20 protein-coding genes are annotated in these 22,056 nt (G+C 35.2%); 11 read left to right on the top strand and 9 right to left on the bottom strand.

Annotated elements, in window-relative coordinates; translation table 11 throughout:
• Positions 1-46: 46 nt before the first annotated feature.
• From SIB89_RS00955 to SIB89_RS00940, 4 genes are all read right to left on the bottom strand, one after another.
• Entirely contained in the window at positions 47-859 is an 813-nt protein-coding gene (locus SIB89_RS00955) for an alpha/beta fold hydrolase (RefSeq protein ID WP_412560779.1), read from the bottom strand.
• Between the two features lie 154 nt (positions 860-1,013).
• Positions 1,014-1,751 carry a hypothetical protein gene (locus SIB89_RS00950; protein WP_412560778.1) on the bottom strand — a complete coding sequence of 246 codons (738 nt, stop codon included), beginning with the start codon at positions 1,749-1,751 and terminating at the stop codon, positions 1,014-1,016.
• A 230-nt stretch (positions 1,752-1,981) separates the two neighbouring features.
• Complete coding sequence (locus SIB89_RS00945; RefSeq protein ID WP_412560777.1) at positions 1,982-2,428, bottom strand: hypothetical protein; 447 nt, start codon at positions 2,426-2,428, stop codon at positions 1,982-1,984.
• Positions 2,429-2,654: 226 nt separating this feature from the next.
• Positions 2,655-3,395 (bottom strand): DUF6090 family protein, encoded by a 741-nt coding sequence (locus SIB89_RS00940; RefSeq protein WP_179343187.1) that lies wholly within the window; start codon positions 3,393-3,395, stop codon positions 2,655-2,657.
• 251 nt (positions 3,396-3,646) lie between these two features.
• Between SIB89_RS00940 and SIB89_RS00935 the strand changes: the two genes are divergently transcribed.
• The 3 genes from SIB89_RS00935 (at position 3,647) to SIB89_RS00925 (ending at position 6,592) form a co-directional block, all read left to right on the top strand.
• Complete coding sequence (locus SIB89_RS00935; protein ID WP_412560776.1) at positions 3,647-4,417, top strand: TIGR02757 family protein; 771 nt, start codon at positions 3,647-3,649, stop codon at positions 4,415-4,417.
• A gap of 134 nt (positions 4,418-4,551) precedes the next feature.
• A complete protein-coding gene (locus SIB89_RS00930; protein WP_412560775.1) occupies positions 4,552-6,039 on the top strand; it encodes a S10 family peptidase in 1,488 nt (495 codons plus the stop codon).
• Between the two features lie 214 nt (positions 6,040-6,253).
• On the top strand, positions 6,254-6,592 hold the full coding sequence (locus tag SIB89_RS00925; protein WP_273289848.1) for a GIY-YIG nuclease family protein: 339 nt from the start codon (positions 6,254-6,256) through the stop codon (positions 6,590-6,592).
• A gap of 252 nt (positions 6,593-6,844) precedes the next feature.
• Here the strand turns inward: SIB89_RS00925 and SIB89_RS00920 are convergent, their stop codons facing one another.
• Positions 6,845-8,737, bottom strand: coding sequence for a peptidase M61 (locus SIB89_RS00920; protein WP_412560774.1), 1,893 nt, complete (start codon positions 8,735-8,737; stop codon positions 6,845-6,847).
• A gap of 85 nt (positions 8,738-8,822) precedes the next feature.
• Here SIB89_RS00920 and SIB89_RS00915 point away from each other — a divergent pair, with 85 nt between their 5' ends.
• The 5 genes from SIB89_RS00915 to SIB89_RS00895 all read left to right on the top strand — a co-directional run bounded on the left by SIB89_RS00915 (position 8,823) and on the right by SIB89_RS00895 (position 14,087).
• Entirely contained in the window at positions 8,823-9,830 is a 1,008-nt protein-coding gene (locus tag SIB89_RS00915; protein WP_412560773.1) for a glycosyltransferase family 2 protein, read from the top strand.
• A gap of 102 nt (positions 9,831-9,932) precedes the next feature.
• Positions 9,933-11,858: a BatA domain-containing protein gene (locus tag SIB89_RS00910; RefSeq protein WP_412560772.1), complete on the top strand. Its 1,926-nt coding sequence runs from the start codon at positions 9,933-9,935 to the stop codon at positions 11,856-11,858.
• On the top strand, positions 11,855-13,108 hold the full coding sequence (locus tag SIB89_RS00905; RefSeq protein WP_412560771.1) for a dihydroorotase: 1,254 nt from the start codon (positions 11,855-11,857) through the stop codon (positions 13,106-13,108). Before SIB89_RS00910 ends, SIB89_RS00905 begins: the two co-directional genes overlap by 4 nt.
• Positions 13,108-13,440 (top strand): hypothetical protein, encoded by a 333-nt coding sequence (locus SIB89_RS00900; protein WP_273289843.1) that lies wholly within the window; start codon positions 13,108-13,110, stop codon positions 13,438-13,440. Before SIB89_RS00905 ends, SIB89_RS00900 begins: the two co-directional genes overlap by 1 nt.
• A gap of 2 nt (positions 13,441-13,442) precedes the next feature.
• Positions 13,443-14,087 carry an alpha/beta hydrolase gene (locus tag SIB89_RS00895; RefSeq protein WP_412560770.1) on the top strand — a complete coding sequence of 215 codons (645 nt, stop codon included), beginning with the start codon at positions 13,443-13,445 and terminating at the stop codon, positions 14,085-14,087.
• A gap of 63 nt (positions 14,088-14,150) precedes the next feature.
• On the opposite strand, the gene SIB89_RS00890 is transcribed toward SIB89_RS00895, so the two are convergent.
• On the bottom strand, positions 14,151-14,657 hold the full coding sequence (locus tag SIB89_RS00890) for a hydrolase (protein ID WP_235898263.1): 507 nt from the start codon (positions 14,655-14,657) through the stop codon (positions 14,151-14,153).
• A gap of 6 nt (positions 14,658-14,663) precedes the next feature.
• A complete protein-coding gene (locus SIB89_RS00885) occupies positions 14,664-15,425 on the bottom strand; it encodes an MBL fold metallo-hydrolase (protein ID WP_412560769.1) in 762 nt (253 codons plus the stop codon).
• A 90-nt stretch (positions 15,426-15,515) separates the two neighbouring features.
• Here SIB89_RS00885 and SIB89_RS00880 point away from each other — a divergent pair, with 90 nt between their 5' ends.
• Positions 15,516-16,967 carry a TonB-dependent receptor gene (locus tag SIB89_RS00880; protein ID WP_273289840.1) on the top strand — a complete coding sequence of 484 codons (1,452 nt, stop codon included), beginning with the start codon at positions 15,516-15,518 and terminating at the stop codon, positions 16,965-16,967.
• Between the two features lie 84 nt (positions 16,968-17,051).
• Here SIB89_RS00880 and bcp read toward each other — a convergent pair whose 3' ends face one another.
• On the bottom strand, positions 17,052-17,507 hold the full coding sequence (bcp, locus tag SIB89_RS00875; protein ID WP_412560768.1) for a thioredoxin-dependent thiol peroxidase: 456 nt from the start codon (positions 17,505-17,507) through the stop codon (positions 17,052-17,054).
• A gap of 38 nt (positions 17,508-17,545) precedes the next feature.
• On the opposite strand from bcp, the gene SIB89_RS00870 reads away from it, so the two are divergent.
• A complete protein-coding gene (locus SIB89_RS00870) occupies positions 17,546-18,208 on the top strand; it encodes an endonuclease III domain-containing protein (RefSeq protein ID WP_412560767.1) in 663 nt (220 codons plus the stop codon).
• Between the two features lie 231 nt (positions 18,209-18,439).
• On the opposite strand, the gene SIB89_RS00865 is transcribed toward SIB89_RS00870, so the two are convergent.
• A complete protein-coding gene (locus SIB89_RS00865; protein WP_412560766.1) occupies positions 18,440-19,024 on the bottom strand; it encodes an RNA polymerase sigma factor in 585 nt (194 codons plus the stop codon).
• 232 nt (positions 19,025-19,256) lie between these two features.
• Between SIB89_RS00865 and uvrA the strand changes: the two genes are divergently transcribed.
• Positions 19,257-22,046: an excinuclease ABC subunit UvrA gene (gene uvrA, locus SIB89_RS00860; RefSeq protein ID WP_412560765.1), complete on the top strand. Its 2,790-nt coding sequence runs from the start codon at positions 19,257-19,259 to the stop codon at positions 22,044-22,046.
• The last annotated feature ends 10 nt before the right edge of the window (positions 22,047-22,056 follow it).

Here is a 22,056-nt window from a genome sequence, read left to right as displayed (position 1 = left end):
GATACTATTTCGTGAATAAATTGCGGTTATACATTGTTAGCCACAGTTATTTTTCCTTAAGAAAGTCAATAATTGATTCTGCGAAACCTATTGAATTAAAAGTGCTCATATGGTCTCCGCTCACAAGACTTAACTTACTATTCGGTAATTCCATTTGTAATTCTTTAGGATTTCCATTGTCTAAATCCTCATCTCCACAAATCACCAAAGTCTTTATACTAATATTGTTAAGTTCAGCAATACTCGTTTCTGGCTGATAATCCTGTAGATATCCTAATATTCTAAAATCAGCATTTGCATTCTTTGCATAATTTACAGCTCCTGTAGTCATTTCATTTGGTTCGGTTCGTCCTGAAAAGACATTCCCGAAATCGATTCTCCTATTCCAATTAGGATTAGTGAAACCAATTCCCATTCCACCAAAAACTGCTTTGGTAATCCTTTCGTCTTTTGTCAGTAAGTTTGCTAATACAATAGAACCTCGAGAGTATCCAACAGCCATATAGTTTTCAGCCTCTAAATGGTTAATAAGAGCTATTAAATCCTTTACTTCTGCGTCATTTTTGTAAGCCTCTTTATTTTGTGGTTTGTCGGAACTCCCATTACCTCTTAAATCTGGAATAATTACTCTATATCCTTGATTTAATAATTGCTTTTTTAATTCAGAATTACCCCAATTTACATCTCCATCAACTATAAAACCGTGAATTAGCAGAACAAGTTCTCCATTTCCACTATCAGAATATGCGATTTTTGTCCCATCGAATGAGATAAAAGCATCCTTGTCATTCTGTCGTGATTTACAAGAGATTAGTAATAGAATGACGATAAATACTAAAATGTTCTTATTAATTCTCATTTTTTCTAATTGTGGCTAACGGTCTAGTGTATGATTTCGTTGCGTGTTTAAATACTAAAGTTAGCAAATAAATCACAGATAATTAGTCTGCGAGGACTTTCGTAAGTAAGCCACAACTAGCAATGAATTATACACGTTGGCGTAACCAATTATTTTATTCGTAAGCATAAATATTAATTGATTTACAATCATGTTCATTTCCGTAAATCATTAATGGTTTTTCAATTTCTATTCCGTCAAATGCTTTTATTCCGATTTCGTCAAAAGCCTTATTAAGTAATAAATAAGTTTTGAACTTTACACAATTTAGCAAACTTTGATATAGTTCAGTTTCGCATACTTGGTCGTAAATATCTAAATCCTCTAAAATTTCATTTATTAAAGACAATTCTCTCCATATTTTAGAATAATCCACTTTTCCAATTCCAGCATATAATTCTTCTTGAAAGTTAAATTCAAAATATTCAGGTTTTTTTAAAATCGGATAATCTCCTTTTCCAAAACCACAAAAATAGGCGCAAGGTTCATAATCATATTCTAAAAATATTATTTGATTTTTGTAACCTTTGTTTTCAGAGTCAATTTTGTTTTTCAATTTTGGAATAGAATTTAAAATATCAGTTTTAAATTCTACAATGATTTCTTTTTCATCAAATTCCATTTTTTTTGCATTCTCAAAAGCTGAAATCAATTCAGTATTCTTTTTTGCTTTTTTGAAACTTTTAATTTCCTCGTTATCAAACAAATTTGTTAAAAATCCAAGATTTACATTGAATGATTTTGGGTTTTCATTTATTAGTTCATTGAACATTTTTTCAATCGAAGTGTTCTTAATTACTTCTAAATTAATGTTGAATAAATTCGTAAGATTCGATGTTATTTCTGCGTTCATTTTAATTGGTTACAACGGTCTCGTATAACCGTCAGTCACGGGATTAAAGTTAATGATTTTCGGTTAAGTACCGACGTTAGCAATGCCAAGTGGATTCGCTTTAGCCTACCCTGAGCGCAGTCAAAGGGTAGCCGAATCCACCGACCGAGCCAAGCGACCGATGAACACTTTAGTCATGATACTATTTCGTAAATAAATTGCGGTTATACATTGTTGGCAACTGGCTTTTTTCATTCAGTCGGCATATCTCCTTGACCTGGTGGTACTATTACAAATCCATATTCCACATCATCAGGTACTTTGTACTTTTCCCAATATTCGCCACCAATTCCAGCCAACTCACCTTTTTTGTCATCGACTTCAAGTCCAGTGTCTCCGAAAAATATTTTAGCTCCAAAATCAAAAAGCATAGAGTCCGTATCTATAAATTCAATTATTTTCTCTTCATTTGATTTCAGAGTGAATTTGTCTTTTATGCTTACTGTTTTATCAGTTTCATTCCGTAAGAATATTTTATAGGACGCTCCAGTTTTTTCATATTCGGTTGGGATTATTAAAGTTTGATCACCTTTTTCGATTATTACGTTTCCGTGCTTATCTGTATACCTAGTTTCTTTTTTACAACCAAATAGAAATGATAGGATTCCCATAGTCAATATTATTGTTTTTAGTTTCATTTTTTAGCTTGTTGCCTACAGTTAGTATAACCGTCAGTCACGAGATTAAAGTTAATGATTTTCGATTAAGCACCGACGTTAGCAATTCCAAGTGGATTCGCTTAAGCCTACCCTGAGCGCAGTCAAAGGGTAGCCGAATCCGCCGACCGAGCGAAGCGACCGATGAACACTTTAGTCATGATACTATTTTGTGAATAAATTGCGGTTATACATTGTTGTGCTTTCGTTATTTTTTTAGTTCTATTCTAATTAATGCTATTAATTCATCTACTGATTTTTGTATTCCTCTTAAAGCATTTAAAGAATGAATACTCAATGTATTAATGTTTTGACATTGTAATACAAGTTCCTCGTAATTATCTTCAAATAGAGACATATTTACAGTATTGTAATCAAAATTTGAATTAACAAAAAATCCGAGTTTCCTTTGTTGAAATGGAACAAAATCAAAACTATATTGTTGGTCTATAATTGCATCTATATTCTCATATTTCTTACATTGATAGTCATATAGTTCAATGAGTGACGATTTAATTTTCTTTGATTTTAAGATGTCTATACCTTTGTTTGAAAGGATAGCGTTATATGTTCCATATTTTGGGAAGAAACTGTAGGCTCCATCATAAATGTTATAAAGAGACTTACTAATTTCTTCAATGTCCAATGAAGATTTTATTTCCAATAAATTAGAATTAATGAAACGATTTTGGTCTACTAAACTCTGATTCTGAAGCCGAATTATTTTAGCCAATTCCAAGGAGTCTGTAGTTAAACTGGCAAGTAAATTTTCGTAGGATTCACGCTCTACAATTGCCTCCTTTCTATTTTCATTCCAATTATTGATTTGTAGAGCAATCAAAATTCCAATAACCACAAGGATGATTTCTCCGAACGCATATTTCAGATATTTACCAGTATTCCCTTCGGATAGTAAGTTTTGTCTAATTTTTCTAAAGAATTTTATCATATTCTATTTCCCGAGAAAGCGGGAATCTTGTTGGTTGGTTTCTCTAAAGATATGATTTTTAATTTATTGGAATTACAAAATCTTCAAGCCAGACAATCTCGTAAAACCCTTAGTGAAGGTTACTATATATTAATTCTAAGTCAGACAGAGTCGTTAGCAGACTCGAGTAGAGTCACCCAATCCTAACCCACTACCCACACATGGCAATTCAGCAATAAACCCTTAATTTTGCAACCAAACACTACACACTATTGAAACTCAAAAAAACAGAACTCAAAACCTTTCTAGACGAAAAGGTCTATCTATACAACAACCCAAAGTTTATTGAGAGCGACCCAATACAGGTGCCACATCAATTCTCAACAAAAGAGGATATTGAGATTGCAGGCTTTTTAACCGCAACCATCGCTTGGGGAAACCGCAAAAGCATTATCAACAATGCAAAGCGAATGATGGATTTATTGGACCACTCCCCTTTTGAGTTTATAACCCAGCACCAAGAATCAGACCTAGACCGCTTTGAGGGATTTGTACATCGTACCTTCAATAGTGAGGATATAAAGCAATTTGTAAAAAGCCTACAACATATTTACAACAAACATGGCGGATTAGAAACTGTATTCTCAAAACACGCTGAAAAGGCATCCCTTCAACAGAGCATCCACCAATTTAAAAAGGTGTTCTTTGAAATACCACATCTAGAACGCACCAAAAAACACGTCAGCGACCCGTTAAAAAACTCAGCAGCCAAGCGCATTAACATGTATCTCCGCTGGATGGTAAGAAACGACAACGCTGGTGTGGACTTCGGCATTTGGAAAAGTCTCTCACCAACCCAACTCAGTTGTCCATTAGACGTCCATTCCGGTAACGTCGCCAGAAAACTGGGCCTACTAAAACGTAAACAAAACGACGCCAAAGCCCTAGCAGAGTTAGACACTAACTTAAAACAACTAGACCCACACGATCCCGTAAAATACGATTTCGCCCTATTCGGATTAGGTGTTTTTGAAGGATTTTAATTTTAGTTGTTTATCTTTAATTTTTAAAAAATAGATTCTGAAACAAGTTCAGAATGACAAAATATAATAAGAGAAAAAATAACAGTTTGTCATGCTGAACTTGTTTCAGCATCTCAAAGAAACATTTTATTCACATGAAACTAAAACTATCGTTGTTCGCACTTATTTGCACGAGTCTTTTATTCTCCCAAGACCTAAAAATCCCTGTAGACACCGCATACGTCACCACAAACACCGTGACCATAAAAGGAAAACAAGTCAATTACAGAGCAGAAACAGGCTTTCAACCCGTTTGGGATGATGAGGGCAAAATGATAGCATCGCTTTATTACACCTACTACAAACGCACCAATGACAGCAAGGGCAACAAACGACCAATCATTTATTCTTTTAACGGTGGACCTGGATCTGCTTCGGTTTGGATGCACATCGCCTACACTGGCCCTAAAATCCTAAAGATTGATGATGAGGGTTATCCTATTCAACCTTATGGAGTAAAGGATAACCCTAATTCCATATTAGATGTAGCGGATATTGTGTTTATCAATCCAGTGAATACAGGCTATTCGCGCAAGGTTGCTGACAAGGAAGGCAAAATGCCAGACGATAAACTGTTCTTCGGCATTAATGCCGACATTAAATATTTAGCCAGTTGGATGAACACCTTCACCACACGACATAACCGTTGGGAATCACCAAAATATATCATTGGTGAAAGCTATGGTGGTACACGCGTAATGGGTTTATCGCTAGAACTACAGAACAGCCAGTGGATGTACCTCAATGGTGTGATCTTGGTCTCACCTGCAGATTATAAAGTACTACGTGTTGGTGGACCATTAGCTTCGAGCTTGAATTTACCTTACTACACAGCAGCTGCATGGTACCACAAGGCCTTATCTCCAGAACTTCAAAACGAAGACTTATTAGAAGTCTTACCAGAAGCTGAAGATTTTGCCATAAACACATTAATGCCAGCCATAACCAAAGGTTGGTCATTGCCTGAAGCTGAAAAACAAGCCGTAGCCAAACAGATGAGTCATTATTCTGGTCTATCGGAAAAAGTAATTCTACAACAAAATCTAGATGTACCCAACCGTTATTTCTGGAAAGAATTGCTTAGAGACAAAACCGGCGAAACCATAGGGCGACTAGATTCAAGATACATTGGAATCGATAGGGTCGAAACAGGCACGAGTCCAGATTATAGTGCAGAGCTCACCTCATGGTTGCATAGCTTTACACCAGCTATTAATTACTACATTCAGAATGAATTGAATTTTAAGACCGACGTAAAGTATAATGTCTTCGGAAATGTAGGTAACTGGGACAGAAGCAATGATAACACCAGAGAGGATTTACGACAAGCCATGGCTCAGAATCCATACTTGAAGGTCTTAACGCAGTCTGGTTATTACGATGGCGCTACAACCTATTTTGCTGCTAAGTACTCGCAATGGCAAATAGACCCAAGCGGAAAGATGAAAGATCGCTTTTCATTTAAAGGCTACCGAAGTGGCCACATGATGTACTTACGAAACGAAGACTTAATACAAGCCAACGAAGATTTACGTGAGTTTATTAAGAGCTCAGCATCAAACGGTAAATCCGCGAAATACTGATTAGATTTTAGATTCCGAATTAAAAACAAACATATATCCTTGTCATGCTGAACTTGTTTCAGCATCTAAAACTTTAAGCAGTACAGCACATCCTAGATTCTGAAATAAATTCAGAATGACAAATTAAGTGATTATTGAATATCGATAGAAATATAGAAACAAATACTAACCTTCGTCATGCTGAACTTGTTTCAACATCTTAAATAAAGTAAAAATGCCAAAACGCTCTTACCATAATTATTGGGTCTATATTGTTACCAACAAACCAAGAGGTGTTTTATATACAGGATTCACTGGAGGCATTGACGATAGAATGGAAAAACACAAGGATGGTATTGGGAGTTATTTTGCTTCTAAGTACAGACTAAAGCGCTTGGTCTATTATGAAGAGTATCAATATGTTGAAGATGCAATTAAAAGAGAAAAACAAATAAAGAATTGGAGACGTCAGTGGAAGATTAACCTCATTGAAGAGTCAAATCCAAATTGGGATGACTTATGGCAAAGATTAGATTCTGAATCAAGTTCTGAACAACAAACCAAACCTGAGTGAATTGCATAATATGGCAATAATACCCAATTCTATTGTCATGCTGAACTCGTTTCAGCATCTTTTACCATATCATATACAAGATTCTGAAATGAATTCAGAATGACAAACTGTGGGATTACTGAAAAACGACAAAAATGTAGTAACAAATATCAATCGTTGTCATGCTGAACTCGTTTCAGTATCTCACACAAAAAAAGGCTTCCATCTCAAAATATAGAGAGGAAGCCTTTAATTTTATAATACCGTCATTAACTACCCTTTCAACCAGGCAGCCCTTAACGCCTTTTGCGCTTCAGTAGCATTTGGATCTTCAACTAAAGATTCACTCGTTGCTGTAGCCTCAGTTAAAGTGCCTTTAAGCTCCATAGCTTCACCATTGCGCTCAATGTTTAAACTATACTCCTGCCCTACTTGCCATGCAAACATACCTCCAACTACTTGCTGTGCATTTTGCAAAGTTAAATCTGTACCATTTACCTTTTTTATAACATCACCTGCTTGAACTCCTTGGGATGCCCAAAATGAATTCTTTAATGCCATAGGCGAAAAGAAAATGGTTCCTTTGTCTGGGTTTGCATCAAAAATAATGTTCTGTCCACCTGCAAAGATGTAATTTGTTGGCACTTCAGTTTCACCCATAGTTAAACCTACCATTTCAAAAAACGCGTTATAGTTGATGGGTACATCTCCTTCAACATGTGTTTTTAAGAACTCACCCACACTTGGGTAGGTCATAGCTGTAATTTCATCTATAATCTTATCATCTTCAAATGGCTTTTCTTTACCATATTTAGCTGATAATTCCTTCATTAAAGACAACATGCTTCTATTGCCATCACTTTCTTTACGCATTAATATGTCAATACACATACCGATTAAAGCACCCTTCATATAGACGTTGTAATAATTAGATGCATACGGCTCTTCCAATACGTTTTCACTCATAATTGTGAAACTCATGGCATCATCTAAATTCTTTGACGTGGCTATTTTAGACATTATAGTGTTATAGAAAGCACTAGGTTCAATCAACCCTTCATATACCTGAAAGTGCTGTGCGAAGTATTCCGTTACACCTTCGTACATCCAAAGATGCTTAGAGAATGTAGGTTGGTTATAATCAAAATAGTGTACATCTTCTGAATGTACCGATAATGGTGTTACAATATGAAAGAATTCATGCGCAACCACATCAATAATAGATGCAGCCAAACCTTCTTTACTTGAAGACTCTGGTAAAACTACTACTGTAGACGTGTGATGCTCTAAAGCTCCCATACCTTTTGGCGCGGTTTCAGAACCGTCTGATAAGTATAAATAAATATCGTAACGTGCCGTACTGTTGACGTCTCCCAAATATTCTTTTTGGGCTTGCATCATTTTGTAAACCGTCTCTTTCTGGCTTGCAGCTGTATGTACATTATTTGGTGAATAGACGCTCAAAACAATCTTAATATCACCAACCATAAATTCTTCAACATCCAACTTACCATACATCATTGGGTTATCGGTAATATCAAAATAACGCTGTGCGAAGTAACTGCTTGTTATGGATTTTCCATCTGGGCTAGACTTCATACCTGTATTTTCTAAAGCAGAAGTTCTTACAAAAGTTGCTGGTGCCGTAACATCCAATGCATATTGGTTATTCTTTAGAGAGTCGAAATATCCTATAAATCCATGAAGGTTTAATACATAATTGTCATCTTCGATATTAGTACCAGCAGGAGAAAATGGATTTTCACCTCCTATACCTCCACTTGATTCTATATCGAACGTATCATTAACATAATAGGTAAGCTTATCTAATTTAGTAGCGTCAGAAATGGTCCAAGTATTGGTATCTACTTTAGAAACTTCCAATTCATTGCCATCATAATCCAATGCCTTAAGGTCATCGACATACTTTCCGAAATCACTAACAGAGTATGTTCCCTGAACAACTCTTGGCAATCTATAAGTCACCGTTTCCGTAGTAAAACGACCAGGATCAATGGTTACTGGCACCTTGTCATCTACTACTGCTGTTAAATCTAAAGCTGTTTCAATAGGATTGTTTACCGCTAAATCATCTACTTTTGGCTTTGCTGAACCACAGCCTACCAAAATTACGCTTAAGCCAAGTATGGCTATATAATTCTTCATGTTTATCTTATTATTTTTTTTACTAGACGCACAAATCTACAATCTGTTACTATTATAAACCTAAAGGTTTTGTTAAATTCGTGCCATGTCTAAACCGCTTGTAAGCATTTTAATCCCATTTAAGAATACAGAAGGCTTTATTGCCGAATGTTTGAAGTCCATCATAAATCAGTCTTACACAAACTGGGAGGCCATATTTGTGGATGACCATTCTGAGGATGCATCGCAACAAGTTGTAAAAGAATTTGCCAACCAAGATTCCCGAATAAAACTTTACAACAACAATGGTAATGGCATCATTGAAGCTCTAAGAACGGCTTTTGAAAATTCGTCCGGAAGCTATATCACTAGAATGGATAGCGATGATATTATGTCGTCTGATCGTTTAGAAGTCATGCTGAACAGTCTTTTAAGACACGGAAAGGCGCATCTTGCTGTCGGACAAGTGAAATACTTCAGGTCAGATGGTGTTAGCGATGGTTATGCACGCTACGAACGCTGGATTAATAAATTGACTGCAACAGGAAGCAATTATTCTGAAATCTATAAAGAATGTGTTATTCCGTCACCATGTTGGTTGTTGCATCGTGATGATTTTATAGCTTGTGAAGGTTTTGAGCCCAATCGCTATCCTGAAGATTATGATTTGGCCTTTCGGTTTTATAAAGCAGATTACAAATGTATTCCTTGCGATAAAGTCCTACTCCACTGGCGCGATTACAGTACACGTACATCGAGAACCCACGAACATTACGCCATTAATTACTTTTTGGATATTAAGGTGCATTATTTTTTAGAGCTGGATTACAACCCAAACCGACCCTTAACCATTTGGGGAGCTGGAACTAAAGGTAAAACCGTGGCGAAGCTTTTGATAGAAAATAAAGTTCCGTTTTACTGGATATGCGATAACGAGAAAAAAATAGGCAAACATATTTATGGCCAAGAGCTTTTTAATTTTGATTATTTATTGCAACTAAACCATCCACAAAGTATTGTAACCGTTGCCAATGACCATGAACAGCAAGAGATTAGACAGTACTTTTCTGATAACGGCATGAAATCTATGATTGATTATTTCTTTTTCTGTTAAAATTCTCAAAAGCGCAATACTGTTATCGTTTTGCATTTTCTATATTTGAGCTTTAGACCTACAAGTTTTATAAAACTTGCTAAGTCTCCAAAAATTCGATGAATGCAGTTTAAACACCCAGAATTACTTTACGCCTTATTTTTACTGGTCATTCCCATTATTATTCATTTATTTCAGCTTCGTCGTTTTCAAAAAGTTCAGTTTACCAATGTAAAATTTTTAAAGGCGGTAAAATTACAAACGCGTAAGAGTTCACAGTTAAAAAAGTGGTTAACGCTTTTATCTCGTATGCTTCTGTTAGCTTGTGTAATTATAGCGTTTGCCCAACCTTTTATTCCAAATACAGAAGATTTTAATGAGGCTCAGGAAACGGTCATTTATTTGGACAACTCCTACAGTATGCAAGCCAAAGGTAAAAATGGTACATTATTGAACGAAGCTATACAAGACATTATCAACACCTTACCAGAAGATGAGCCCATATCGCTCTTTACCAATACCCAAACCTTTAGAAATACAACAATCAAAGCGCTTAAGAATGATTTAATACAATTAGAGCACTCACCCACTCAACTTGATTATGACGCCGTGTATTTAAAAGGCAGGCAACTATTTTCGGATGGTGGTTCTTCAACGCGTAATTTGGTTTTAGTATCAGATTTTCAGCAAAAAGCAAATAATTTGACCTTTGAAGCTGACAGTACATTAAATCTAAAATTAGTTCAACCAAAATCTACGCTTATAGCCAATGTGAGTATTGATAGTGTTTATGTTACTAATACAACTGCGGAAACACTAGACTTAAACGTAAAACTATCCAACCAAGGTGAGGCTTTAGAGAATGTAACGGTTTCATTATTTAATGATGATGCTTTATTAGCCAAAAGCGCAGTGGATATTGATAGTGATGCTAAAACCACGTTCACCATATCTAATTCTATGGCTATTAATGGTAAATTGGTTGTTGAAGACAATGGTTTGCTGTACGACAACGTCTTTTATTTTAATATAAATGATAAACCGAAAATCAAGGTTTTAGCTGTTAACGAAGAAGCAGAAGACGGTTTTCTAAAACGCATTTATACCGATGATGAATTTGAATACCAGGCGTATAATTTTAACGCTCTAAATTTTAATCTTATCCCAGATCAGAATTTAATTGTATTAAATGAGATTGAAACGATTTCAGAAGCATTAAAAACAGCAATAAATGCATTTAAAAATGACGGAGGAAGTGTATTAATAATACCTTCAAGTAATATTAATTTAAACTCTTATAATCAATTAATTAATAATTTAAATATTTCTTCTTATAATTCTTTAAATGATAATGAGAAACGAATAACAACCATTAATTATAACCATCCACTTTTGGCCAATGCTTTTTATTCAAAAGTGACCAATTTTCAATACCCAAAAGTTAGCAGTTCCTATCAATTTTCTTCAAACTCCAACAGTGTTTTATCTTATGAAGATGGGAGTTCTTTTTTAACAGGAAACGCTGGTTCATATGTATTTTCGTCTGCACTGAATAAAGACAATTCAAACTTTAAAAATTCGCCTTTAATTGTTCCTGTGCTATACAATATTGGTAAGCAAAGCCTAAAGTTATCTCAACTTTACTATTCCATTGGCCAACCCAATTCCATTGCCGTAAATGCTGTGTTGGGTCAGGATGATATTTTAACTTTATCCTCAGATGACGCTTCTGTAATTCCCCTTCAGAAAACCTATAGCAAATCCGTAGTGATGGAAACGGAAGACTATCCAAATACTGCAGGCATACTTAATGTAAAAAACAAAGACCAAATTATACAGAAACTCAGTTTTAATTACAACAGAAGCGAAAGTAATCTCAGCTATTATGACTTACAAAACATATCCAATACTGATGTAAGTAGCAGCTTAGCATCTACAATCAATGACATAAAAAGTAGCACAAATGTTAATGTTCTATGGAAATGGTTTGTTATTTTTGCACTGGTATTTTTAATTATAGAGATACTTCTACTAAAATATCTTAAATGAACGCACTCATAAAATCTGCCACTATCGTTGATTCTAAAAGTGATTTTCACAACGAAACGGTTGATATTTTAATTGAAAAAGGTCGTATCGCTAAGATTTCCAAACGCATTTCAAATCCCAATAATTACAGAGAAATAAAATTAGATAATCTACACGTATCCCAAGGTTGGTTTGATAGTAGCGTATCTTTTGGAGAACCTGGTTACGAAGAACGAGAGACCATTGAAAACGGTTTAAACACAGCTGCGCAATCTGGTTTTACTTCGGTTGCATTAAATGCCAATTCCAATCCTGTAATTGACAGTTACGCTGATATTACGTTTGTAAAGTCAAAAGCACAGAGCAAGGCGACGAGCCTCTATCCTATTGGTGCTTTAACCAAAAGCAGTAATGGAAAAGATTTAGCAGAGCTTTTTGATATGAAAAATGCTGGAGCTGTGGCATTCTATGATTACCAAAAACCTATATCCAATCCTAACTTAATGAAGATTGCATTGCAATACGCGAGTAATTTTGGCGGTTTGGTATGTTCATTTCCTCAAGAATCAAAAATTTCTGGAAAGGGAGTGGTCAACGAAAATATTAATAGCACACGCCTAGGCTTAAAAGGTAATCCGGCTTTGGCAGAGGAACTTCAAATTGCCAGGGATTTATTTTTATTGGAATATACCGAAGGTAAATTACATATCCCAACCATATCAACTGCAAAATCTGTCGAGTTGATCAGAGCTGCAAAGCAAAAGAAACTCGATGTAAGCTGTAGTGTTGCCATACACAATCTAGTGCTTACTGATGATAGTTTAGAAGGTTTTGACACGAGATATAAGGTACTGCCACCTTTGCGTACACAAAGCGACTGTGATGCTTTAATTGAAGGTTTAAAAGATGGCACTATTGATATGGTCACAACGGATCATAATCCGATTGATATTGAGGATAAAAAAGTGGAATTCGATTTTGCTAAATATGGGACTATTGGTTTAGAATCTGCATTTGGAGCACTACAGACTGTTTTTACTACTAAAAAAACCATTGGTCTATTAACACAAGGCAAAGAACGGTTTGGCGTGAAGGAATCAATAATTAAAGAAGGTGAAGCTGCGGATCTATGTTTGTTTAATCCAAATGTTAATTATCAATTTGATAAATCTGACATCACTTCAAGATCTAAGAACAGTGCATTTTTAGGCATGGAATTAAACGGGAAGACTTATGGCATTATCGCTAATAATAAAATTGTTTTAAAATAATGGATAAAAATACAATTGAAGAAGGTAAGTCCCTAGGAATTGTTGCGTATATAACGATTATTGGCGTCTTAATTGCTTTCTTTATGAATCAAGAAAAACGAAACCCTTTTATTTCTTTTCATGTTAGACAAGGGCTTGGATTATGGATTCTCTTCATGATAATGGGATATGTCGTAAGCTATTTTAATAATTGGAATATCACCTATTCTTGGTGGATATTTTTCTCTGTCCTTTTTATTTATGGAATAATTGGCGCCATATCTGGCAAAATGAACAAAATCCCAATACTTGGCAGCGTGTTTCAAAATTTATTTAAATCCATCGGACAATAAGTATGGTAGATTTACATTACATCAAAAGAACTTCTAAACTAAAGGAAAATGCACCTCTAATGATTATGTGCCATGGTTACGGAAGCGATGAAAATGATTTATTTTCTTTTGCATCAGAATTGCCAGAAGAATTATTTATCATTTCACTGCGAGCGCCCTACGCGATGCAACCCTTTGGCAATGCATGGTATGCTATAAATTTCGATGCTGAAAAAGGCAAATGGAGCGATGATGAACAAGCCACTGAGTCGGTTGATAAAATTGCAGATTTTATAGATTATGCTTGCAAAACATATCCCGTGAATCCTGAAAATGTAACGCTTTTAGGATTTAGCCAAGGTACCATTCTCAGCTATGCTGTGGCGCTTAATTACCCAACAAAAATTAAAAATATTGTGGCTTTGAGCGGTTACATCAATAAAGGTATTTTACCCGATTCAATTGAAGATAGTGAGGTTTCGCATCTCAATTTTTTCTGTTCTCATGGGTCGGCAGACCAGGTAATACCTGTGGATTGGGCAAGAAAAACACCAGATTTTCTTAAGGCTTTAAACATTAACCATACGTATAAAGAATATCCCGTTGGTCATGGTGTTGCACCTCAGAATTTTTATGATTTTAAGGATTGGCTGAAAGACTATATTTAAAACATTGAATCGTAACTAATTGAGCTTCTACTGCGCTCAATCTGACATTTATTAAGTCTTGTGTTATGCGACCTTAGGATACATAAAATACTCAACAAGCTTATACTTTAAATCGTTGTTCTCATCAATTTCATAGGTGATAAAGATTTCTCCCCAATATTCACCATCAGTAAAGTTTGCAACAATCCATCTGTGATTTAAGATTCTAACTTTATTAATTAGTAACTTAGAATCTGTCATGGATACAAATGGTACAATGGGATGGTCATCACCTTCATAATCATTCATATTATAAAGTCCTTCTTTAATCGCATTAATTAATTGTTCGGTGTTATAACCTTGTGCAACAAAATAATCCAGAGCATTGTCATTTCGATCTATGTTAAAGTAATTCAATTCAAAATTTTGCTCTTCCAAGGCTTCGATGGTTTTTTCCTGTTCTGCAATTTCAGTCTTAAAACTATCAATGTCCTTTTCGTATTTATCAATTATATTTTTAGAATTTACATATTGAAAAATAATGAGCAACGCCGAAAAAATAAACAGGTACATAAATAATTTACTCTTCATAATATCTTAAATGGTTATTTGTAAGTTATCGTATGCCAGAAAAACGTTGTCTGGCAAGTTTTGTTGTACATCATCATGAAAACCCATGTGATGGCTAATATGAGTTAAATAAGCACGTTTTGGTTTTACTCGTTCAATAAAATCCAAAGCTTCTTCAAGGTTAAAATGAGATAAATGAGGCTTTATCCTAAGCGCATTAACAACAAGAACTTCTAAGTTGCTAAGCTTATCTACCTCCATATCAGGCACAAAATTCATGTCAGTGAGATAGGCAAAATCCTTAAATCGATACCCAAATACTTGTAATTTGTGGTGCAATCCATCAATGGGAACTACATTAAGGTTACCAAGCTCAAACGGTTTGTTTTTAACTTCGTGCGTCCTAACACTCGGCACACCAGGATATTTGGCCTCGGAAGTAAAAATATAATCAAAACGTTTTTTCAAGGCTTTAAAAACTCGCTTGTGAGCGTAGAGATCAATATCACCTTGTCTAAAGAAAAATGGTCTTATGTCATCCAAACCCATGGTATGATCTGCATGCTCATGCGTAAAAACGATACCATCAATTTTAGCAACATTTACCTTGAGCATTTGTTGTCTAAAATCAGGACCGCAATCAATCACATAACTAAAATTGTCCCATTCTATCAAAACCGAGACACGTAATCTTTTATCCTTTGGATTATCACTTAAACACACAGGATGTGTGCTTCCGATTATTGGAATCCCTTGTGAGGTTCCGGTGCCTAAAAATGTAATTTTCAAGGGTGTTAAGTTTATAACAAAAGTAAGCTTATTTTTTTGTTTGCGATACTAAATTAATACCTTTGCTAAAACGATGCAAACCCAATATCCATGGAAGAAATAACGTATATAGGCGACTCGGAATTTGAAAACATTCCCTCCCTCAAGGACAAAGCCTTACGTATTAATCTCAATAAAGACATTTACGGAACTTTTGCCGAAATAGGTGCAGGCCAAGAAACTGTACGCCAATTTTTTAGAGCAGGTGGTGCTTCAGGTACCATTGCAAAAACAATGTCTGCATATGATAAAGACTTTAGTGATGCTATTTATGGTATTGAGGATGACAAGCGGTATGTAACAGAAGCTAGACTTCAAAAAATGCTCAATCATGAGGTTGACCTAATAGAGCAACGAATCGTTAGGGAAAAGCATCCAAGCAAGATCTTCTTCGCTTATGCCAATACGGTTGCAACCATTGATTTTGCAAAAAAATACAAAGGTCATGGTTGGGTTGGTATAAAATATCAGGTAGCACCAGACCAAGCTTATAATGATATTTTACTTCACATTCGCTTTAAAGAAAATGATGCGCGATTACAACAGGAGACACTTGGTAAACTAGGAACTAATTTAATTTATGGTGCCTTTTACAAATACAATCAACCACGAAAATTATTACGCTATTTATATGATCATTTAGATAAAGACCAACTCGAAATAGACACGATAAATTTCTCTGGACCTGTTTTTAAGGATGTAGATAACAGATTAATGAGTTTACAGCTCGTTAAAAACGGAATGACAGATGCTGTAATGTTTGCACCAGATGGTAATAATGTACTACCCGCTCGTGTACTGTATAAAAAGAATATCCTTGCTTTAAGAGGTAGTTTTAGACCTGTTACCAAAGTGAATATGGATATGTATGAGAAATCATACGATATGTTCATAAAAGAGAATAAGGTTGATAAGGACAATACTCAAGTCATTTTTGAGATTACATTATCCAATTTAAGAGCAGAAGGTAAAATTGATGAGCAAGATTTTATGGATAGAGCAAAATTATTATGCTCTCTAGGTCAGACAGTTTTGATATCCAATTTTCAGGAATATTATAAGCTGGTTGAATATTTCTCTCAATATTCTAAAAACCGGATGGGACTTGCAATGGGTGTCAACAACCTCATTGATATTTTTGATGAAAAATACTATCGCCATTTAAGTGGTGGAATTCTAGAAGCCTTCGGTAAATTATTCTATAAAGATTTGCGAGTATACCTCTACCCAATGCAAAATGATGATGGCAGCTTAACCAATAGTGAAAACCTTAAGGTACACCCTCGTATGAAAGAGCTTTACAAGTTCTTTAAATACAATGGTAAGGTTGTGGATATTACTGATTTTGATACCTCAAACCTAGCCGTATTCTCTAGAACGGTCCTTAAAATGATTGCAGATGGCGAAGATGGTTGGGAAGAAATGCTTCCAGAAGGTGTTTCAAACTTAATTAAGGAAAAGAGTTTATTTGGATACGAATCTGAAGAGGTGATGCACAAATAAAATTGCAAAATCTAAAATTTTTAAAGCGACTCTTTCATTAGACAAAATATTGAAAAAGTCGCTTTTTATTATTTTAACAACAATCTACTCTGAAAGAATCTGAGATGTATGCGCTTTGGTCTTCACCTTAGTAATCACATCTTCTATTATACCATTTTCATCAATAATAAAAGTGGTTCTATGAATACCATCATATTCTCTGCCCATAAACTTCTTTGGTCCCCAAACTCCAAACGCTTCAATTACGTTTTTGTCTTCATCTGCCAAAAGTGGATATTGAAATCCATACTTATTTTTAAAATTAGACTGACGTTTGGCACTATCGGCACTTACTCCTAAAATTTCATATCCTTTTGACTTAAACCTATCGTAGTTTTCATTAAGGTTACAAGCTTCAGCTGTACATCCAGGTGTGCTCGCCTTTGGATAAAAGAAAACCACTAATTTTTTACCTTTATAATCTGATAAAGAAACCGTATTGCCTTGTTCGTCTTTTGCTGAAAAATCTGGCGCTTTATCTCCTTCTTTTAAATGTGTCATAATTGCTTAAATTTGTGTTTCTGTAAAAATACAGCGAAATGACCAAACAAGAAAAGGTAAACTTTGTTATCAATACTTTGGATAAATTATATCCGCAAATTCCCATTCCATTAGACCATAAAGATCCATATACCTTATTAATAGCAGTATTGATGTCTGCACAGAGTACTGATGTGCGTGTTAATCAAATCACGCCTTTATTATTTGAGCGGGCGGACAATCCTTATGACATGATTAAATTGAGTGACGAAGAAATTAGAGAAATTATAAAACCAGTAGGGTTGTCTCCAATGAAAAGCAAAGGTATTTATGGCTTATCACATATTCTAATTGATAAACATAATGGCAAAGTCCCACAGACTTACGAAGAGCTCGAAGCCTTGCCAGCTGTGGGTCATAAAACAGCTGCAGTTGTATTGTCTCAGGCATTTGGGATTCCTGCCTTTCCTGTTGACACACACATTCATCGTCTAATGTACCGTTGGAATTTAAGCAATGGTAAAAATGTAGTACAAACCGAAAAAGATGCCAAACGCTTGTTCCCAAAAGAACTTTGGAATGATCTACACCTTCAGATTATATGGTATGGTCGTGAATATTCACCTGCTCGTGGCTGGAATTTGGAAAAAGACATCATTACCAAAACCATTGGGCGAAAATCGGTATTAGACGAGTATTATAAAAAGCAAAAAAAATCCTGATTCGTAAAAATCAGGATTCTTTTCCAACTTAATTTAGAAGTGCTTCAAACTTCAATTTATTATAATTTATAACACTTAAAGCCTTTGAGTAATTCAAAAGGAAACTCACGGTTTCATCTTTTGGATGCAGGTTGTTTTTTTTTGGGGAAGCGTTAGAGTAAATTTTTTCCATATTACCAGTTTTGGATTTGTTATATGGATTAAAAACGCACCTTAAAACACTTTATTGTATCAATTCGTTAAAACGATATTATTTTGTTCTATAACTTTACGCATATTAATAAGCGCATAACGCATTCTACCTAATGCCGTATTAATACTTACACCTGTGCGCTCTGAGATTTCCTTAAAGCTCATATCTTGGTACATACGCATTATAAGGACTTGTTTCTGATCTTCAGGAAGTTCCTCTATTACGCGTCTTACGTCTGACTCCACCTGATCTTTAATCATGCTTTTTTCAGCATTTAAGCTAGAATCGCTTAAAACAGAAAATATACTAAACTCACCAGCATTGTCAAACTTTGGCATTCGGCTGTTCTTCCTAAAGTGATCGATAACCAAATTGTGGGCAATACGCATCACCCAAGGTAAAAATTTACCCTCTTCGTTATATTTACCACGTTTTAAGGTTCTAATGACCTTAATAAAGGTATCCTGAAAAACATCTTCTGTGATGTCTCTATCATAAACCTTAGAATAAATAAAACTATAGATTTTCTGTTTGTGCCTGCCTATCAATATGGCAAGGGCGTTCTCGTCTCCTTTAATATAGTTGTTGACCAACTCTGCGTCTTGGATAAGTTCTTTTTTCATAATATTACTCTTAGTAGTAAGAAGCGGACTTCTTAGCAAGGGGTTAAAATTTTCTAAAGTAATATTATGCTATACGCAGTTGTTTTTTAAATGATTATGCTTCAAATATAACAACAATCATTCCGAAAAAGCAAAAAATATTACCAAATTTTAACATTTTATCGGAAAAAATGTTCCTTTAATAGATGGATAAGATGTAGTATCTTTGCGAAATTAGATTCTCAAAAATCCTATGAACACTACTATTTTAGACGTAAATCCGAAAGAAAACATCATCATAAAAGGTGCAAAATTGCATAATCTCAAAAATGTTGATGTTGTTATTCCTAGAAATAAATTAGTGGTTATCACAGGGTTATCTGGCTCAGGTAAGTCGAGTTTAGCATTTGACACCTTATATGCTGAGGGCCAGAGACGTTATGTTGAAAGTTTGAGTAGTTATGCGCGTCAGTTTTTGGGACGATTAAATAAGCCAAAGGTAGATTACATTAAAGGCATTGCTCCTGCTATAGCCATTGAGCAAAAAGTGAATTCAACAAACCCACGTTCAACCGTTGGCACAACTACCGAAATTTACGATTACCTAAAATTATTATTTGCCAGAATTGGTAAAACCTACTCGCCTATTTCTGGTGATTTGGTAAAAAAACATAGAGTCACTGATGTCATAGATTATATTTCAAAATTTGAGGAAGGTTCAAAACTATTATTGTTATCACCTATTATTTTAGAAAAAGACCGAACAGTTGAAAACAAATTGCAAACACTTCAGCAACAAGGTTATGCAAGAGTTAAAGTTAAGGATGAAGTTTTGCGCATCGATGATGCATTGAAGCAGAACATTAAATCAGCAAAAGACCTTTACCTTGTTGTAGATAGAATTGTTTATAAAGACGATGAAGATTTTTTAAATCGACTGGCAGATGCCATTGAGACCGCTTTTTTTGAAGGAGTAGGTACATGCATTGTTGAATCGCTTTCAGACGGAAAGCAGACTACTTTCAACAATAAATTTGAATTGGATGGCATGACTTTTCTTGAACCCAACGCTCACCTTTTCAGCTTTAACAACCCTTATGGAGCTTGTCCTAAATGCGAAGGTTATGGTGATGTTATAGGTATAGATGAAGATTTAGTAGTGCCAAATACAGCATTGTCGGTTTACGAAAATGCTATTTTTCCTTGGCGAGGCGAAAGCATGAGCTGGTACAGAGATCAACTGGTGAATAATTCACATAAGTTTGATTTTCCTATACACAAACCTTATTTTGAATTGAGTCCAGAACACAAAGCATTGATTTGGTCTGGTAATCAATATTTTGAAGGGTTAGATAGTTTCTTTGCCGAACTAGAATCTAAAGCTTATAAAATTCAGAATCGTGTAATGTTGTCGCGTTACCGTGGCAAGACCAAATGTAACGTTTGTAAAGGCAAACGTTTACGCGAAGAAGCTGGTTATGTAAAAATCAACGATGCCACGATTACGGATTTGGTGGATTTACCATTAAACGAACTGGCTGAGTTTTTTAAGAATTTAAAGCTAAACGAATACGATGCTAAAATTGCCAAACGTTTACTGACCGAAATCAACACAAGACTCGAGTTCCTCTCAAATGTTGGACTAAACTATTTGACACTTAATAGAAAATCCAATACGCTATCTGGTGGTGAAAGTCAGCGCATCAACTTAGCAACATCGCTTGGAAGTAGTTTAGTGGGATCCATGTATATTTTAGATGAGCCAAGTATTGGTTTGCATCCAAAGGATACGGAACGCTTAATTTCAGTTTTAAAATCTTTGCGCGACTTGGGCAATACCGTTATCGTAGTTGAGCACGATGAAGACATTATGAAAGCTGCCGACGAAATCATAGACATTGGCCCTGAAGCTGGTACGTTTGGTGGTGAAATCGTGGCCACTGGAGAATTTAAGGACATTTTGGTTTCCGATACCTTAACGGCAAAATATCTGAATGGGCAATTAGAAATTAAAGTGCCTGAAAAACGTAGAACATCAAAATACCATATTGATATTGTCGGAGCACGTGAGAACAATCTTAAAAATATAGACGTCACTTTTCCATTGGAAATGCTCACCATTGTTACTGGTGTTTCTGGTAGTGGAAAAAGTACTTTGGTGAAAAAGATTTTATTTCCTGCCATACAGAAGAAATTAACTGGGTTTAGTGATAAGGCTGGTCAGTTTACAGAAATGAAAGGGAATCATAGTAACATTCAGCATGTGGAGTTTGTAGACCAAAATCCAATAGGTCGCTCGTCGCGTTCTAATCCTGTGACTTACATTAAAGCCTACGATGACATCAGAGCGTTGTTTGCATCACAAAAATTGAGCAAGATTAGAAACTATGCAGCAAAACATTTTAGTTTTAACGTCGATGGTGGACGTTGTGAAACTTGTAAAGGTGAAGGCGAAGTGACTATTGAAATGCAGTTTATGGCAGATGTGCATTTAACTTGTGACACTTGTAACGGTAAACGTTTTAAGAAAGAAGTATTGGAAGTCACTTTTGAGGGTAAGTCAATTGACAATATTCTTAATATGACGATTGATGATGCTATTGACTTCTTTAAAACCTACAAGCAAGACAAAATTCAAAAGAAACTACAGCCACTACAAGATGTAGGTTTAGGTTACGTTACTTTGGGTCAGTCCTCTTCTACCCTTTCTGGTGGTGAGGCTCAACGTATAAAGCTGGCAACGTTCTTAGGAAAAGGTAGTAAAAGCGACAACGCGTTATTCATTTTTGATGAACCAACTACAGGATTACATTTTCATGATATACAGAAACTATTAAAATCTTTTCAAGCATTAATAGCAAAAGGGCATTCTATAATTGTGATTGAACACAATATCGATTTGATTAAATGTGCCGACCATATCATTGATTTAGGACCAGAAGGCGGGAAACAGGGAGGTCATCTAGTGGCTTTTGGTACTCCAGAAGAACTCGTGAAGAACGATAGTTCGATTACTGGGAGATACTTAGTTGATAAGCTTTAACCTAGATATT

Origin of the sequence: Winogradskyella sp. MIT101101, assembly GCF_047126865.1 — a bacterium.
Classification (GTDB): Bacteria; Bacteroidota; Bacteroidia; order Flavobacteriales; family Flavobacteriaceae; genus Winogradskyella; species Winogradskyella ouciana.
This window is presented reverse-complemented; position numbering and strand designations above follow the sequence as displayed.